Genomic DNA, 13,538 nt, shown 5'->3' with positions numbered 1-13,538 from the left:
TCAGCCCCCGCTGACGGGAGGAAGCAGCGCAACTTCGTCGCCATCTGCGGCCGAAAGCGCCGTCTTGTCGGACAGGAGCTTGCCGTTCACGGCCAGCTTGACCTTGTCGCCGCGAGCCCCTTCTCCCAAAGGCCCGGGAAGCGCCGTCAGCAAACCTTCCCAATCCAGAGGGCCGGGCACGAGCGTCTCGGGGGCGCCCGAAAGGTCGGCCAGCTTGCCCAGGAAGACCAGCTTTACGGACATCGTCAGCCGCCGGTGAGCGACATGTGACGCGGCTGTGCCGGTTCCTGGCCGCGTTCGATGCGGAAGTGGTGGCGCTCTGGCTTGATCCGCATCGCTTCGTCGAGCGCAGCGGCAAGGTTCGCATCCGGCGAGTCGGACCGCAGCGCGGCCCGCAAGTCGACCTGCTCCGCCCCGCCGAGGCACGCATAGAGCTGCCCGGTCGCCGTCACCCGGATGCGGTTGCACCCGGCACAGAAGTTGTTCGTCAGCGGTGTGATCAGACCCAGTCGCCCGCCGGTCTCGACCACGTCGAAGTAGCGCGCAGGGCCGCCGGAGCGGTATTCGCTCGGGACCAGCGTCCAACGGGCTTCAAGCGCATCCTGCACCACGGTCAGCGGGAGGTAGTGATCGACCCGTTCGCCCTCGACCTCGCCCAGCGGCATGACTTCAATCAGCGTCATGTCATGGCCCTGGGCGTGGGCCCATTCGACCAGGAACGGAATCTCCGCCTCATTGAGATTCTTGAGCGCCACGGTGTTGAGCTTGACCTTGAGCCCCGCTTCCTTGGCGGCGGCAATGCCCTGCAGCACCTGGCCAAGCCGATCGCGGCGGCTGAGCGTCTGGAACAGGCTATTGTCCATCGTGTCGAGCGAGACGTTGATCCGGCGAATACCAGCCGCCGCCAAATCGTCCGCGTGCTGCGCCAGTTGTGTCCCGTTGGTGGTGAGGGTCAGCTCTTCCAACCCGTCCCCGAGCTTGCGACCGAGAGCCTGGACAAGCTGGATCATGTCACGCCGGACGAGAGGCTCGCCCCCAGTCAGGCGGATCTTGCTGATGCCGCGATCGATGAAGGCCAGCGCGAGCTTGTGCAACTCTTCAAGGCTGAGCACTTCCTTGCGCGGAAGGAACTGCATCTGCTCCGGCATGCAATAGCTGCAGCGCAAATCGCACCGGTCGGTCACCGACAGGCGGAGGTAGGTGATACGCCGATTGAACGCGTCAACTAGAGGGGCAGAGCAACTCATCCAGATCGTATCTAGTCGTTTTCGCCGGATTTGCCATCCACGGTGAGGATTTGGCCCGTGATGCCGGGAGCGGTGGCCAGGAATGCGAGCGATCGAGTGATTGCCGCCTCGTCCTCTCCCCCGATGCCGTTCACTCGCAACGGTGTAGCGGCGCGGGCCAGGTCCTGGATCGCGGCAAGCCTCCAGGCTCGATGATCATGAGGGGCGGATGGGAACACGATAACCAAGCCCTCCCCATCCTGGGAAGGATCGAGCTGGCCTAACTCCGCTCGAATTCGGGGCAGCACGTCCGCATGAAACACGGCCGCCGCGTCGAGCGCACCTTCGGGTAACGGTCCGACGCGGATGACCGCCATCAACGCCGCTCGCGATGCAGGGTGATGCCTATCTTCTCGTCCGCTTCGCTCAGCGCCAGCTTGACGATCTTGACCGTCACCGCCTCGACCCGCTTGTCTTGCAGGAACAATGTCTCGCACACGTGGTCGGCCACTGCCTCGATCAGCTTGAAATGCGTACCCCCGTCGAGCGCTTCGGAACACGCGAACTTCAGGTCCATGTAGTTCTTGCTCGCGTCGAGCGAGGTGTCGGGATCGTAGTGCTCGATGGGCTTCATCCGCACTTGCACGGCGAAGCGCAGCGGCTGCGGCTTGCCCGTCTCTTCGGAGTAGATCCCGGTGTGGACCATGTGCTCGAAGTCGGCGATCTCGAGGATCAGGCTGTCTTGCATTCGGGGAGAGTCTTCCTTGGCTTGGCGCCGCCGATGGCACCAAGAAGGGCGAAAGTCCATCGGCCGCGATCGAGGCCCCACCCGTGCGACAATTCGCGACTTATCACCCTTGGGGACCGCGGTTATAGCCCCACGACTTTCGCCCGGCCGCCGACGCCGGAGCGCACTTGAGAACGCCAGGGGATCGCCATGAACAAGCTTGCTCTCAACCTTCGCCTTGCCGGTGCCGCCGCTGCACTTGCCGCAAGCCTCGTTGTGCCCGGAGCGGCATTCGCCCAGCAGGCCGGCGCGGACCTCACCGTGATGCCGCCGGTATCGACTGACTTCCAACCGAAGAAGACCTCGTGGGGAGACCCCGACTTCCGCGGCACCTGGCCGATCAACGACGTGGCCGAACTGCCGGTCAACCGGCCGGAGCAATACGGCAACCGCTTCTTCAAAACCGAAGAGGAACTCGCCGCCGAGCAGGCCCGCGCAACCGAGCTCGAGACTCGCTACGCCAAGGAAGAGAAGGAAGAGACCATCGGCACCGGGCACTGGATCGAATACCTGGCCGGCGCCCGCCGCACTTCGATGGTGATCGACCCAGTCGACGGCAAGCTCCCGGCCATGACTCCGCAAGCCGAGGCGCTGCACCGCGCGGGCCGTTCGAGCTGGACGCCCAACACCAGCTTCGACTGGGTGACGGACTTCGATTCGTGGGATCGCTGCATCAGCCGCGGGTTTCCGGCCTCGATGCTGCCGTTCCGCTACAATAACGGCATCCGCATCTACCAGGCACCAGGCTACGTAACCATTGCGCTCGAGATGCTCGGCACACGTGTCATTCCCGTGCGCAGCGCCGACCATTGGCCGGAAGGCGTCGAGGCGTATCTCGGCAACAGCGTCGGCCACTGGGAGGGCAACACGCTTGTCATCGAGACCACCAACCTGAAGTCAGGGGACAGCGCCACCCGCGACATGTTCGCCCGTAACGGTTCGCCGCTGAACATGGCCACTCGTGGGGTGCCGCCATGGAACACGATCCCGACGAGCCAGCAGGCCAAAGTGGTCGAGCGCCTGACCATGACCGGCGAGAACACGATCACCTACGAGATGACCTACTCCGACGCGCAGGTGTTCACCGCACCGTGGACGGTCCGCTTCGACTGGACGCGCGACGATTCCTATGAGTTCTTCGAATATGCCTGCCACGAAGGAAACGTGCAGGTGCGCAACTACATTACCGCCTCGCGCGCCGGGCGGCTGGAAGCGGCCTCGGCCGACGATCTTGCCGCCGAGGGTGGCGGCCACTGAGGTGAGTGACGGAGGGATGAGCAGGTCGAACGCTCACCCCTCCGCCATCCCCGAACGTGCTCGGGGATGATTAGGCGACGAGCGTCGACAACGCGATGCCGAGACTGGTCACCAGAATGAGGGCGGTCAACCAGTACTCGGGGTAAAAGCGGCGGCGCTGAAGAGGGCGGCGCCTCAGCTCGAAGCCTTGTGGCTGATGTAGGGCCTGACCAGGCATCTTTCGTCTCCGTAAATCTTCGCGCGACATGGCGCTATTTTGGCGACGAATGGGTTCCAGCGCCTTACCCAGCAGGGCTTCGGATAATGCTTAACGCCAAGGCGTAAGCGCAGCGAAAAATTAACCATGCCCCGGGCCCCGGGAAAACGAGGAACACCCTAAGTCGCGGAGGGTATTGTCTTAATGCCGCGCTCGGCGCGCTCGCCCACCCCTCTCCCTGGGACAGAGGGTTTCTAGTCGTTGCTCCAGCGGGCGAAGATCGCGGTCGGCAGCAGGCGGCCACCTTCCCCGTCCTCTCGTACGGCGAGATCGCCGTGCTCAATCCGGCCTGGAAGATCGGCGAAATGCTCCGCCAGCAGCCCGGCCAGCGCCAGGCTGCTCATGCGCACGGCGTAGACCGTCAGGAACAGGAAACGGCTGTCCTGATCGAGAAGGCGGCGGCAGTCGGCGATCAGCGGCGGCAGGCCTTCCTCGATCCGCCAGACCTCTCCTTCGGGACCGCGGCCGAATTTCGGCGGGTCGAGAATGATTCCATCGTAACGCTTGCCCCGGCGCACCTCGCGCGCGGTGAACTTGGCCGCGTCATCGATCAACCAGCGGACCGGACGCTCCGCCATGCCGGAAAGAGCTGCGTTCTCGCGCGCCTGTGCAACCGACTTCTTGCTCGCATCGACATGAGTGACGGGACCGCACTCACTCAGGGCCAAGGTGCCGACGCCGGTGTAGCCGAACAGGTTAAGCGTTTGCACATCGGCCTTCCCCGCCAGTCGGCCGCGCATCCAGTCCCACACGGGCGCCATATCGGGGAAGAACCCGAGGTGCCGGAACGGAGTGCAGTGCGCGGTGAAGCGGACCTCGTTCCACATCAGCGGCCAACCTTCTTGCGGAACGGCGCGGGCGAACCCCCAACGCCCCCCGCCATCCTCGTCGGAGCCGGGGACGAACTCGCCTTCCGCATCCCAGTCGTCGAGACGCGCCGACCACAGCGCCTGTGGCTCGGGTCGGATAAAGCGATAGGCACCATAGCGCTCGAACTTGCGCCCGAAGCCGCTGTCGATCAGGCCATAGTCGGCCCAACCGCTGCCTTCGATCACCAGCGGCTGTTCGACGAACTCTGCCATCAGGCCGAAGGGGTCGCGTGCTCCGCGACGTAAGCGGCGACCGCCTCGTAAGTGCCCGGAAGCTCGGTGTAGCGCTCCTCGCGGTCGAACAGGTCGCCGACCCGCGTAGGAAGCGGGGGACGTTGGCCGGTAGCGCGCTCGACAGCGTCGGGGAACTTCGCCGGGTGCGCCGTCGCCAAGGTGACGACGGGAATCTCGCGCGGGAGGCCGGCGGCGCGGGCAGCGTGAAGGCCGATGGCAGTGTGCGGATCGATCACCTCTCCACACTCACGCGCTGCCCAGGCCATCGCCTGCGTCATCTCGGTCGCGTCGGCACGAGCGCTGGTGATCAGCGCCGCGGCGCCTTCCCGCTGCGAGTTGGTGAGCCGCATGGCCTTGCTCGCCTCAAAGCCCCGCATTTGTTCAGCCAGGGCAAGGCCGTCACGTCCGCCGCAATCGAACAACAGCCGCTCGAAGTTGGAGCTGACCTGGATGTCCATCGAAGGCGCCGCGGTCGGTGTGACCGTTCCGGCCGAGTAGTCGCCCGCCGAAAGCGCGCGGTGAAGGATGTCGTTGACGTTGGTGGCGACGATCAGCCGCTCGATCGGCAGCCCCATCTGCGCCGCGACGTAGCCGGCGAAAACGTCCCCGAAGTTGCCGGTCGGCACGCTGAACGCAACCTTGCGCTCGGGCGCGCCGAGCTGGAGCGCCGAGGCGAAGTAGTAGACGACTTGCGCCATCAGCCGGGCCCAGTTGATCGAGTTGACCGCGCTGATGTGGAAGCGGGTCGTCATGACGGTGTCGCCAAACATGCGCTTCACCATCGCCTGGGCATCGTCGAAGCTGCCTTCGATGGCGATGTTATGGACGTTGGGCGCCTTGACCGTGGTCATTTGCCGCCGCTGGACCTCGCTCACCCGGCCCTTCGGGTGCAGCATGAAGATGTCGATCCGCTCGCGCCCGGCAACCGCGTCGATCGCAGCAGAGCCGGTGTCGCCGCTGGTGGCTCCAACGATGGTCAGGCGGTCGTCGCTGCGGGAAAGGAATTCCTCGAACAGCCGGCCAAGCAGCTGCAGCGCCACGTCCTTGAACGCCAGGGTGGGTCCATGGAACAGCTCCAGCAGCCACTGCTGCTCGTCGAGTTGCTTGAGCGGTGTGACGGCGGCGTGGGCGAAGCGACCGTAAGCCTCGCTGCACAGCTCGCGCAGGCGCTCTTCGGTCAAGCTCGTGCCGACGAAAGGCAACATGACGCGCACGGCCAATTCGGCATAAGACAACCCGGCCATGTCGGCGATCTGCTCGGGCGTGAACCGCGGCCATTCGCGCGGCACATAGAGGCCGCCGTCGGACGCCAGTCCGGCCAGGGTGACACCTTCGAAGTCGAGCGCAGGCGCGTTGCCGCGGGTAGAGACGTATTCCATCGTGCGCAGCGGTTAGCGGCGGGCCGCTGGCGTGGAAAGAGTTTCCTGCTCCAGATCAATCTTCAGACGATGAAGCCGCCCCACCGCCTGCGCAGCGAGCGGCCCGATCCAGCGCTCGTGGATCGCCTGGATCGGCATCGCGTCGAGATAATTGAACCGCTCCCGCCCTTTCCGCACCGCCACGACCAGACCCGCGCGCTCGAGAGCGCCGAGGTGGAGCATGACGGTGCAGCGGTCGAGTTCGGGAAAGCAGGCGCAGAGCTGCTTGGTGGTCAGCGGCCGCAGCTTGAGCACGTCGCAAATACGTCGCCGCACGGGATTGGCCAGCGCCTTGAAAACCGCATCCAGATCGTCTTCGGTTGACATGTTATCTTTTTATAACATAATTTCCTGCGACTCAAGCGAGGAAGACCGTTATGGAACTCAAATTCAGGGTCGCCGCCCGCGTAGCCAAGCCAGTGCACGAGGTGTTTGAGGCTGTCGCAGACCCGAAGCAGTTATCGGAATACTTCACCACCGGCGGCGCCAAGGGCCGGTTGGAGACGGGAGCCACGGTAACGTGGGATTTCCACGACTTCCCCGGCGCCTTCCCGGTCCACGTTGTCGAAGTCGTACCCAACCAACGGATCGTGCTTCGCTGGCAGGCGAACGAAGGCGAAGCGCCCAATGTCGAAGGCGGCGAGTTAACCGATGCCGATTACGAGACCACGGTCACCATGAACTTCAAGTCGCTCGACGACGGCCGGACCCTGGTAGAAATCGCCGAGGAAGGCTGGCGATTCAACCAGGGCGCACTCGGCGCCTCCTACGGAAACTGCCAGGGCTGGTCGCAGATGCTTTGCGCACTCAAGGCCTGGCTCGAGCACGGCATCAACTTGCGCGAGGGGATGTACAAATAGGGGGAGCTAGTCCGGCTTCCGCTCATCACCGTGGAGTTGGGCCCACAAGGCGTCGGTCCCGGCTTCACGGCTCTTGTTCACATATTGCGAAGCGACGAGCCAACCCTTGATCGGCCGCAGCGGCAGCACACAGCCCGCCACCATCAACGGCACCGACGTCAACAGGTGGACCCAGATCGGTGGAGTGAATGCGACCTCGAGCCAGACGACGATGAAAATCAGCGGCAGCGCCACGATGCAGAGCGAGAAGAACGCGGGGCCGTCATCGGGTGAGGCAAAGCGATAGTCCAGTCCGCAGGACTCACAGCGATCGACGAGCTTGAGCCAGGACTTGAACATGTGTCCCTTCCCGCAACGCGGACAGACACCTTTCCAACCAGCCTTGAGTATCCACGGCAGGGCTTCACCTTCCTTGAGGGTGATCACTGGGCACTCCTTCTGCTGGCCATGATTTGGAGATAGGCCCACGACCGCCGTTTGCCACCAGCATTGGCTTGCCTGGGGTAAACTCGCACTACGGCTCCCGTCTGCGCCGTCGGAGCGCGAGGACGTATATCACCAGCGCCGTGACCGCGAAGAAGAACCACTGGCCCGCGTACATCAAGTGGTTATTGGGAAGGTCCTTGGGGTCGGGCGCGGCGAGCGGCTTCAGACCCACTGCGGGCTTGGCGACGTGGAGGATGCCGTGCGGGGCGATGACCCCGCTGACCTCTCCACCCGTCCAGGTGAACGGCTGCGTCGGCAGCGACCAGCCAAGAGCTACCTCGGCTTCCCCTCCGCCATCGAGCGCGCAACGGGCGATCTGGGCGACGCCCTTCGAACCATCGACCGCCGTCGCGGCGGTGGTGCGCATTCCGATGACGCGCTGGCAATCGAACTGACTCCAGCGAAATAGCGAGTGCTCAAGCTCGGCTTCCGTCCGCGGCCAAGCGACCGCGGAGGACAGGGCCTGGGCCTGGCTGTACTGCGCGATCAAACCCTCTTTCCATTCCGCACGGCGAAGCTGCCATACGCCAAGGCCGATCATCGCCGCGATCGCGGCGGCGACGATGATCGTGGGAAGAACAGGCAGCTTGCGGGTCATCGGGCGCTCAAATCAAAAGGGCAGCCACGGCCAAGCCGGGCTGCCCCTTTGTCGTTTCAAATACGTGGGTCACTCAACCTCAGTGGTAAGCCGCACCCCAGCCACCCCAGACGTAGACGACGACGAACAGGAACAGCCACACCACGTCGACGAAGTGCCAGTACCAGGCAGCTGCTTCGAAGCCGAAGTGCTGCTTCGGGGTGAAGTGACCCAGGTAGGCGCGACGCAGGCAGACGATCAGGAAGATCGTGCCGACGATCACGTGGAAGCCGTGGAACCCGGTCGCCATGTAGAACGCCGAACCATAGGTGTTCTCGCCGAACGGGAACGGCGCGTGGATGTACTCGTAGGCCTGGATGCTGGTGAACAGGAGGCCCAGCAGGATCGTCAGCCACAGGCCCTTCTTGAGGCCGTCACGATCACCGTGAATAAGGCAGTGGTGTGCCCAGGTGACGGTGGTGCCGGAGCACAGCAGGATCAGCGTGTTGAGCAGCGGAAGGGCGAAGGGGTCCATGACCGCTTCGATCGCCTTGGGCGGGAACTGTCCGCCGATTACCTCGGCGATCTCGCTCGGGAAAAGGGCGAAGTTGAACCAGGCCCAGAACCAGCCGACGAAGAACATCACTTCCGAAGCGATGAACAGGATCATGCCATAGCGCAGGTGCAGCTGCACGACCGGTGTGTGGTCGCCCGCCTGGGCTTCCTTCACGATGTTCGAAAACCAGCTGAAGAAAGTGGCGATCAGGCCGGCGATGCCGAGACCCAGGACCAGCCAATGGCCGGGCAGGTCGTGCATGAACAGCACCATGCCCGTGGTAAACGTCACTGCCGAAGCGGCACCGGCAATCGGCCAGATGTCGGGTGGCAGAATGTGATAATCGTGGTTCTTGGCGCCGGCCATGTGAACTTTCCTGATCCTTGATGCGGTGGCCCTTAATGCGGTGGCGCGGGCCGGTCTAGAGGTTTGCTAGCTACCTTGTGCGATGGAACGTGTAGCTGAGGGTAATCTGCTCAACATGCTTCATGTTGGGATCGTCGAGCGCCTTGGGATCGACGTAGAACAGCACCGGCATCGCGACTTCCTCGCCCGGCTTGAGCGTCTGCTCTGTGAAGCAGAAGCACTGGATCTTGTTGAAGTACTTGCCCGCCTGCTCGGGCTCGACGTTGAAGCTGGCCGTGCCCGTAATCGGAACCGCGCTGAGATTCTTCGCCTCGAAGATCGCCATGTCGCGTTCGCCGAACTGCACCGTGTCGGTTACGTGGCGCGGACGGAAGGTCCAGGGCATGTCCGCAGCCGTGTTGGCGTCGAAGCGGATGGAGATCGTCCGCACCCCGGCGTTCTGGGCCTGCTTCTGCGCCTCGACAGCCTCCGCCATCGTCGCGCGCTGAGTGGTGCCGCCGAAGCCGGTCACGCGGCAAAACAGGTCGTAGAGCGGTACCGCGGCATAACCCAGTCCGAGCATGGCTAACGCCACGATCAGGGCGATAAGACCGACGCGGCGATTCTTCCGTTCGATCGAGGCCGTACTCATCCGCCGCTTCCTACCTTCACGATAGTGATCGCATAGAACAAGGCCACAAAGGCCGCGAGGACCAGCGCCAGGGCGATGTTGCGCCCACGGCGGGCCTTCTTGAACTGCGCTTCTTCTTCCGGAGTCATGACGCAATCCCCTGCCCCAGTATCAGCCGGTCCGCAACCAGCGCGGCGAACAGGGCGAAAAGATATAGAACCGAAAAGCCGAACAGGCGCTTTTCCGGCTTCATTTTGTCCTCCTCCTGACGGCTTCGGAACGCGACCGGGAGCGCGAGGATCACGAACAGGCCGGACAGAACCAGCGCGGCCATTCCGTAGATCGCGCCAGTGCCGCCAATCCACCAGGGCGCCAGGCTCACGGCAAAGAGGATGACCGAATAGATCAGTATCTGCCGCCGTGTCGCGCCCTCACCGGCCACTACCGGCAGCATCGGAATACCGGCCTTGGCGTAGTCCGACTTCACGAACAGCGCGAGGGCCCAGAAGTGCGGCGGGGTCCACATGAAGATGATCACGAACAGCAGCACCGGCATCAACGTGATGTGGCCCGTCACCGCGACCCATCCGATCAGCGGCGGGAAAGCCCCCGCCCCACCGCCGATGACGATGTTCTGCGGCGTGCGCGGCTTGAGCCATATGGTGTAGATCACCGCGTAATAGAGGATCGAGGCGGCCAGGATCAGCCCTGCCAGCCAGTTCACCACCAGCCCCATCACCAGGACAGAAGCAACCGAGATCGCCACGCCGAAGTCGCGGGCGTCATTGGGCCTCATGCGGCCTTGTGGAAGCGGCCGCTGGGCGGTGCGCTTCATCTTGGCGTCGATGTCCGCTTCCCACCACATGTTGAGCGCGGCCGCGCCCCCGGCGCCGACCGCAATGCACAGCACCGCGGTGAAGGCGATCACGGGGTGGATGTGGCCAGGCGCGGCAAGCAACCCGCAGAGCCCGGTGAATACCACCAGGCTCATCACGCGCGGCTTGGTCAGCGCGAAGAAGTCGCGCCATTCGGCCGGGAGCGTCTGGGTCTGGGCAGTTGCTGTCATGGTCTTACCTGAAAAGGGGGCGCACCGTTACCGGCACGCCCCCTCCTTATTCCCTGCGGCCCGTTTGGGCCACCGCGTCAGTGAGCCGTCGCCGTGTCCGGCTTGGCGCCGATCGCGTCGTGATGCGAGTGGTGGTCCTCGATCACCGGCAGCGTTTCGAACTGGTGGTACGGCGGCGGGCTGGACAGCGACCATTCGAGCGTGGTCGCACCTTCGCCCCAGTAGTTCGCCGGCGCCTTCTTGCCTGCGACGAACGCGTAAATCAGGTTCGCGAAGAAGATCAGCATCGAGCCGGCCATGATCACGTAACCGATCGAGGAGATGTGGTTCCAGTACTCATAGGCCGGGGTGTAGTCCGGATAGCGGCGAGCCATCCCCTGCAGACCCAGGAAGTGCTGCGGGAAGAAGATGATGTTCACGCCGATGAAGAAGATCCAGAAGTGCAGGTGGGCGAGGAACTCGCTGTGCATCTTGCCGCTCATCTTCGGGAACCAGTAGTAGAACCCGGCGAAGAGCGAGAATACCGCACCCATCGACAGCACGTAGTGGAAGTGCGCCACCACGTAGTAGGTGTCGTGCAGGTTGTCGTCGAGACCGCCGTTGGCCAGCACGACGCCGGTCACGCCGCCGACGGTGAACAGGAAGATGAAGCCCATCGCCCAGACCATCGGGCTCTTGAACTCCAGGCTGCCGCCCCACATCGTCGCGACCCAGCTGAAGATCTTGATGCCGGTCGGCACCGCGATCACCATGGTTGCGGCAGTGAAGTACATCTTGGTGTTCACGTCCATGCCGACGGTGAACATGTGGTGGGCCCACACGACGAAGCCGACGACCCCGATCGCAACCATCGCATAGGCCATGCCAAGGTAGCCGAACACCGGCTTGCGGCTGAAGGTCGCCACGATCTGGCTGATCATGCCGAAGCCCGGCAGGATCATGATGTAGACTTCCGGGTGACCGAAGAACCAGAACAGGTGCTGGTAAAGGATCGGGTCGCCACCGCCCGCCGGATCGAAGAACGTCGTGCCGAAGTTACGGTCGGTGATCAGCATGGTGATCGCCGCGGCGAGCACCGGCAGTGCCAGCAGCAGCAGGAACGCGGTCACCAGAACCGACCAGGCGAACAGCGGCATCTTGTGCAGGGTCATCCCCGGCGCGCGCATGTTGAAGATCGTGGTGATGAAGTTGATCGCGCCCATGATGGAGGCAGCGCCCGCCAAGTGCAGCGAGAAGATACCGAAGTCGACCGCGGGTCCGACCGATCCGGACGTCGAGAGCGGTGCATAGACCGTCCAGCCTGTACCGGCGCCATTGCCAGTACCGCCGGGGAAGAACGCCGAAAGCATCAGCGAGATGAAGCCCGCAACGGTCAGCCAGAACGAGATGTTGTTCATGCGCGGGAACGCCATGTCCGGCGCACCGATCATCAGGGGCACGAACCAGTTGCCGAAGCCGCCGATCATCGCCGGCATGACCATGAAGAACACCATGATCAGGCCGTGAGCGGTGATCAGGACGTTCCACATGTGGCCGTCATGATTGATGTCCGAAGGCGTACCGTTCAGGAACTCCACGATGTGACCCATGATCTGCACGCCCGGCTCGGCGAGCTCCCAGCGCATCAGGCCCGACACAGCACCACCAATGATCCCCGCGAAGATTGCGAAGATCAGGTAGAGCGTGCCGATGTCCTTGTGGTTGGTGGACATGAACCAGCGGGCGAAGAAGCCGGGCTTGTGATCGGCATCATGGTGATGCTCGTCCGCATGGGCCTGGAAATGGTCGGCGGTGGTAGCCATCGTCAGCGTTACCTTAAAATCTATCGTTCAGCGAAATTCAGGCGGCGGGAGCCGTCGCGGCGGGCGAAGCGTCAGCGGCGGGAACCGCGGCCGCGGGCGTGGCTGCCGGAGCGGCAGCCGGAGCAGCCGCAGGTGCCGCGGCAGGCGCGTCACCGGGAACCGTGCCACCCTGCGAGCGAACCCAGGCTTCGAACTGCGGCCGCGGCAGAGCCTCGATCGCGATCGGCATGTAGCCGTGGCGAGCACCACACAGTTCCATGCACTGCCCGTAATAGATGCCCGGCTCGTTGATCTTGAGCGTGCGCTCGTTGATTCGGCCGGGGACAGCGTCGATCTTGAACCACAGCGACGGCACGCCGAACGAGTGGATCACATCGGCACCGACGACCTGGATGCGAATCGTTTCACCGACCGGCACGACCATGCGGTTGTCGGCGGCTAGGTGGCGCGGCTCGCCACGCTTGTCGGCCTCTTCCTCGCTCAGCATGTTCGAGATGACTTCGAACCCGCCGTTGTCGGGATAGGTGTAGCCCCAATACCACTGGTAGCCCGTCGCCTTGATCGTCAGGGCGTCCTTCGGCGCGCTTTCGTATTGGCGGGCCAACAGGGTGATCGAGGGAACGGCGATCACAACCAGGATCAGCACCGGCACCACAGTCCAGATCACTTCGATCAGGGTGTTGTGGCTGGTCTTCGACGGCACTTCGTTGCGCTTGCGATTGTAGCGCACCACCACCCACAGCAGCAGCGCCAGGACAAACAGGCTGATGGCAGTGATGATCGGCAGCAGCACGAAGGTGTGCATGCCATAAGCGAAACGGCCATCGTCGGTGTGCTGGGTCTGGAAGTTGATCGCGCCGGGCGTCGGGGCGCCCTTGATCCATTCCGGACCGAGCGGCTTGTAGGTGTTATCCAAAACGACCTCGCCGATCGCGGTAGCCTCGGCCGGCGTGGCCGCAGGGGCTTCGGCCGCGACGGGGGCAGCAACGGCAGCAGCAGGAGCCGCGACAGTCGATTCGGCGGGCGGCGTGGCAACCGCAGCCTCCTGTGCGAGGCTCACCTGCGGCGTCGCGGCGACGGCGAAGAGTGAGGCCAGGATGAGGGTGTGCAACCGCTTGCGGGCGATATCGCCGAAGTTCATTTTACTGACGCTTTCCGTTCTCGATTG

At 63.8% G+C, this 13,538-nt stretch carries 17 protein-coding genes; 2 read left to right on the top strand and 15 right to left on the bottom strand.

The genetic code is table 11. The features are described 5' to 3' along the window. Genes KK137_RS02305 through KK137_RS02290 form a run of 4 tightly spaced genes read right to left on the bottom strand, consistent with a single transcriptional unit; the run spans position 1 to position 1,974 of the window. Positions 1–243, bottom strand: coding sequence for a MoaD/ThiS family protein (locus KK137_RS02305; protein WP_214534431.1), 243 nt, complete (start codon positions 241–243; stop codon positions 1–3). 2 nt (positions 244–245) lie between these two features. Next, entirely contained in the window at positions 246–1,247 is a 1,002-nt protein-coding gene (gene moaA / locus KK137_RS02300) for a GTP 3',8-cyclase MoaA (protein WP_214534430.1), read from the bottom strand. Between the two features lie 11 nt (positions 1,248–1,258). Beyond that, positions 1,259–1,603, bottom strand: a complete 345-nt coding sequence (locus KK137_RS02295) for a Rossmann fold domain-containing protein (protein WP_250893553.1) — start codon at positions 1,601–1,603, stop codon at positions 1,259–1,261. Beyond that, complete coding sequence (locus tag KK137_RS02290) at positions 1,603–1,974, bottom strand: dihydroneopterin aldolase (RefSeq protein WP_214534428.1); 372 nt, start codon at positions 1,972–1,974, stop codon at positions 1,603–1,605. Before KK137_RS02290 ends, KK137_RS02295 begins: the two co-directional genes overlap by 1 nt. Positions 1,975–2,163: 189 nt before the next feature. Between KK137_RS02290 and KK137_RS02285 the strand changes: the two genes are divergently transcribed. Continuing rightward, positions 2,164–3,270, top strand: coding sequence for a hypothetical protein (locus KK137_RS02285; RefSeq protein ID WP_214534427.1), 1,107 nt, complete (start codon positions 2,164–2,166; stop codon positions 3,268–3,270). Between the two features lie 450 nt (positions 3,271–3,720). On the opposite strand, the gene KK137_RS02280 is transcribed toward KK137_RS02285, so the two are convergent. Genes KK137_RS02280 through KK137_RS02270 form a run of 3 tightly spaced genes read right to left on the bottom strand, consistent with a single transcriptional unit; the run spans position 3,721 to position 6,374 of the window. Then, the gene (locus KK137_RS02280; RefSeq protein ID WP_214534426.1) at positions 3,721–4,608 is read right to left on the bottom strand and encodes a class I SAM-dependent methyltransferase; all 888 of its coding nucleotides are present in this window, start codon (positions 4,606–4,608) and stop codon (positions 3,721–3,723) included. After that, complete coding sequence (gene thrC / locus KK137_RS02275) at positions 4,608–6,008, bottom strand: threonine synthase (protein ID WP_214534425.1); 1,401 nt, start codon at positions 6,006–6,008, stop codon at positions 4,608–4,610. Before thrC ends, KK137_RS02280 begins: the two co-directional genes overlap by 1 nt. Before the next feature lie 12 nt (positions 6,009–6,020). Continuing rightward, complete coding sequence (locus tag KK137_RS02270; protein WP_214534424.1) at positions 6,021–6,374, bottom strand: ArsR/SmtB family transcription factor; 354 nt, start codon at positions 6,372–6,374, stop codon at positions 6,021–6,023. A gap of 50 nt (positions 6,375–6,424) precedes the next feature. Here KK137_RS02270 and KK137_RS02265 point away from each other — a divergent pair, with 50 nt between their 5' ends. Next, the gene (locus KK137_RS02265; protein ID WP_214534423.1) at positions 6,425–6,907 is read left to right on the top strand and encodes an SRPBCC family protein; all 483 of its coding nucleotides are present in this window, start codon (positions 6,425–6,427) and stop codon (positions 6,905–6,907) included. A gap of 6 nt (positions 6,908–6,913) precedes the next feature. Here KK137_RS02265 and KK137_RS02260 read toward each other — a convergent pair whose 3' ends face one another. The 8 genes from KK137_RS02260 to coxB form a co-directional block, all read right to left on the bottom strand. Continuing rightward, complete coding sequence (locus tag KK137_RS02260; protein ID WP_420829320.1) at positions 6,914–7,330, bottom strand: DUF983 domain-containing protein; 417 nt, start codon at positions 7,328–7,330, stop codon at positions 6,914–6,916. A 91-nt stretch (positions 7,331–7,421) separates the two neighbouring features. After that, the gene (locus tag KK137_RS02255) at positions 7,422–7,991 is read right to left on the bottom strand and encodes an SURF1 family cytochrome oxidase biogenesis protein (RefSeq protein WP_214534422.1); all 570 of its coding nucleotides are present in this window, start codon (positions 7,989–7,991) and stop codon (positions 7,422–7,424) included. A gap of 79 nt (positions 7,992–8,070) precedes the next feature. Continuing rightward, complete coding sequence (locus KK137_RS02250) at positions 8,071–8,892, bottom strand: cytochrome c oxidase subunit 3 (RefSeq protein WP_214534421.1); 822 nt, start codon at positions 8,890–8,892, stop codon at positions 8,071–8,073. A gap of 70 nt (positions 8,893–8,962) precedes the next feature. Further along, positions 8,963–9,523: a cytochrome c oxidase assembly protein gene (locus KK137_RS02245; protein ID WP_214534420.1), complete on the bottom strand. Its 561-nt coding sequence runs from the start codon at positions 9,521–9,523 to the stop codon at positions 8,963–8,965. Next, on the bottom strand, positions 9,520–9,651 hold the full coding sequence (locus tag KK137_RS16725) for a hypothetical protein (protein ID WP_275950673.1): 132 nt from the start codon (positions 9,649–9,651) through the stop codon (positions 9,520–9,522). The genes KK137_RS02245 and KK137_RS16725 overlap by 4 nt, the downstream gene beginning before the upstream one ends. Next, positions 9,648–10,568 carry a heme o synthase gene (locus KK137_RS02240; protein WP_214534419.1) on the bottom strand — a complete coding sequence of 307 codons (921 nt, stop codon included), beginning with the start codon at positions 10,566–10,568 and terminating at the stop codon, positions 9,648–9,650. The genes KK137_RS16725 and KK137_RS02240 overlap by 4 nt, the downstream gene beginning before the upstream one ends. A gap of 77 nt (positions 10,569–10,645) precedes the next feature. Further along, entirely contained in the window at positions 10,646–12,370 is a 1,725-nt protein-coding gene (gene ctaD / locus KK137_RS02235) for a cytochrome c oxidase subunit I (protein WP_214534418.1), read from the bottom strand. A gap of 37 nt (positions 12,371–12,407) precedes the next feature. Next, on the bottom strand, positions 12,408–13,511 hold the full coding sequence (gene coxB / locus KK137_RS02230) for a cytochrome c oxidase subunit II (protein WP_214534417.1): 1,104 nt from the start codon (positions 13,509–13,511) through the stop codon (positions 12,408–12,410). Positions 13,512–13,538 lie beyond the last annotated feature (27 nt).

Source organism: Croceibacterium selenioxidans, from assembly GCF_018599195.1.
Classification (GTDB): Bacteria; Pseudomonadota; Alphaproteobacteria; order Sphingomonadales; family Sphingomonadaceae; genus Croceibacterium_A; species Croceibacterium_A selenioxidans.
Note: the sequence above shows the minus strand (reverse complement) of the source record. Positions and strands in the feature narration are given on the sequence as shown.

Coding starts and splice junctions, on each gene's coding strand:
- KK137_RS02285 (WP_214534427.1), top strand. CDS start 2,164: ATGAACAAGCTTGCTCTCAACCTTCGCCTTGCCGGTGCCGCCGCTGCA.
- KK137_RS02265 (WP_214534423.1), top strand. CDS start 6,425: ATGGAACTCAAATTCAGGGTCGCCGCCCGCGTAGCCAAGCCAGTGCAC.
- KK137_RS02295 (WP_250893553.1), bottom strand. CDS start 1,603: ATGGCGGTCATCCGCGTCGGACCGTTACCCGAAGGTGCGCTCGACGCG.
- ctaD (WP_214534418.1), bottom strand. CDS start 12,370: ATGGCTACCACCGCCGACCATTTCCAGGCCCATGCGGACGAGCATCAC.
- KK137_RS02270 (WP_214534424.1), bottom strand. CDS start 6,374: ATGTCAACCGAAGACGATCTGGATGCGGTTTTCAAGGCGCTGGCCAAT.
- KK137_RS16725 (WP_275950673.1), bottom strand. CDS start 9,651: ATGACTCCGGAAGAAGAAGCGCAGTTCAAGAAGGCCCGCCGTGGGCGC.
- KK137_RS02305 (WP_214534431.1), bottom strand. CDS start 243: ATGTCCGTAAAGCTGGTCTTCCTGGGCAAGCTGGCCGACCTTTCGGGC.
- coxB (WP_214534417.1), bottom strand. CDS start 13,511: ATGAACTTCGGCGATATCGCCCGCAAGCGGTTGCACACCCTCATCCTG.
- KK137_RS02290 (WP_214534428.1), bottom strand. CDS start 1,974: ATGCAAGACAGCCTGATCCTCGAGATCGCCGACTTCGAGCACATGGTC.
- KK137_RS02250 (WP_214534421.1), bottom strand. CDS start 8,892: ATGGCCGGCGCCAAGAACCACGATTATCACATTCTGCCACCCGACATC.
- KK137_RS02255 (WP_214534422.1), bottom strand. CDS start 7,991: ATGACCCGCAAGCTGCCTGTTCTTCCCACGATCATCGTCGCCGCCGCG.
- KK137_RS02280 (WP_214534426.1), bottom strand. CDS start 4,608: ATGGCAGAGTTCGTCGAACAGCCGCTGGTGATCGAAGGCAGCGGTTGG.
- thrC (WP_214534425.1), bottom strand. CDS start 6,008: ATGGAATACGTCTCTACCCGCGGCAACGCGCCTGCGCTCGACTTCGAA.
- moaA (WP_214534430.1), bottom strand. CDS start 1,247: ATGAGTTGCTCTGCCCCTCTAGTTGACGCGTTCAATCGGCGTATCACC.
- KK137_RS02245 (WP_214534420.1), bottom strand. CDS start 9,523: ATGAGTACGGCCTCGATCGAACGGAAGAATCGCCGCGTCGGTCTTATC.
- KK137_RS02240 (WP_214534419.1), bottom strand. CDS start 10,568: ATGACAGCAACTGCCCAGACCCAGACGCTCCCGGCCGAATGGCGCGAC.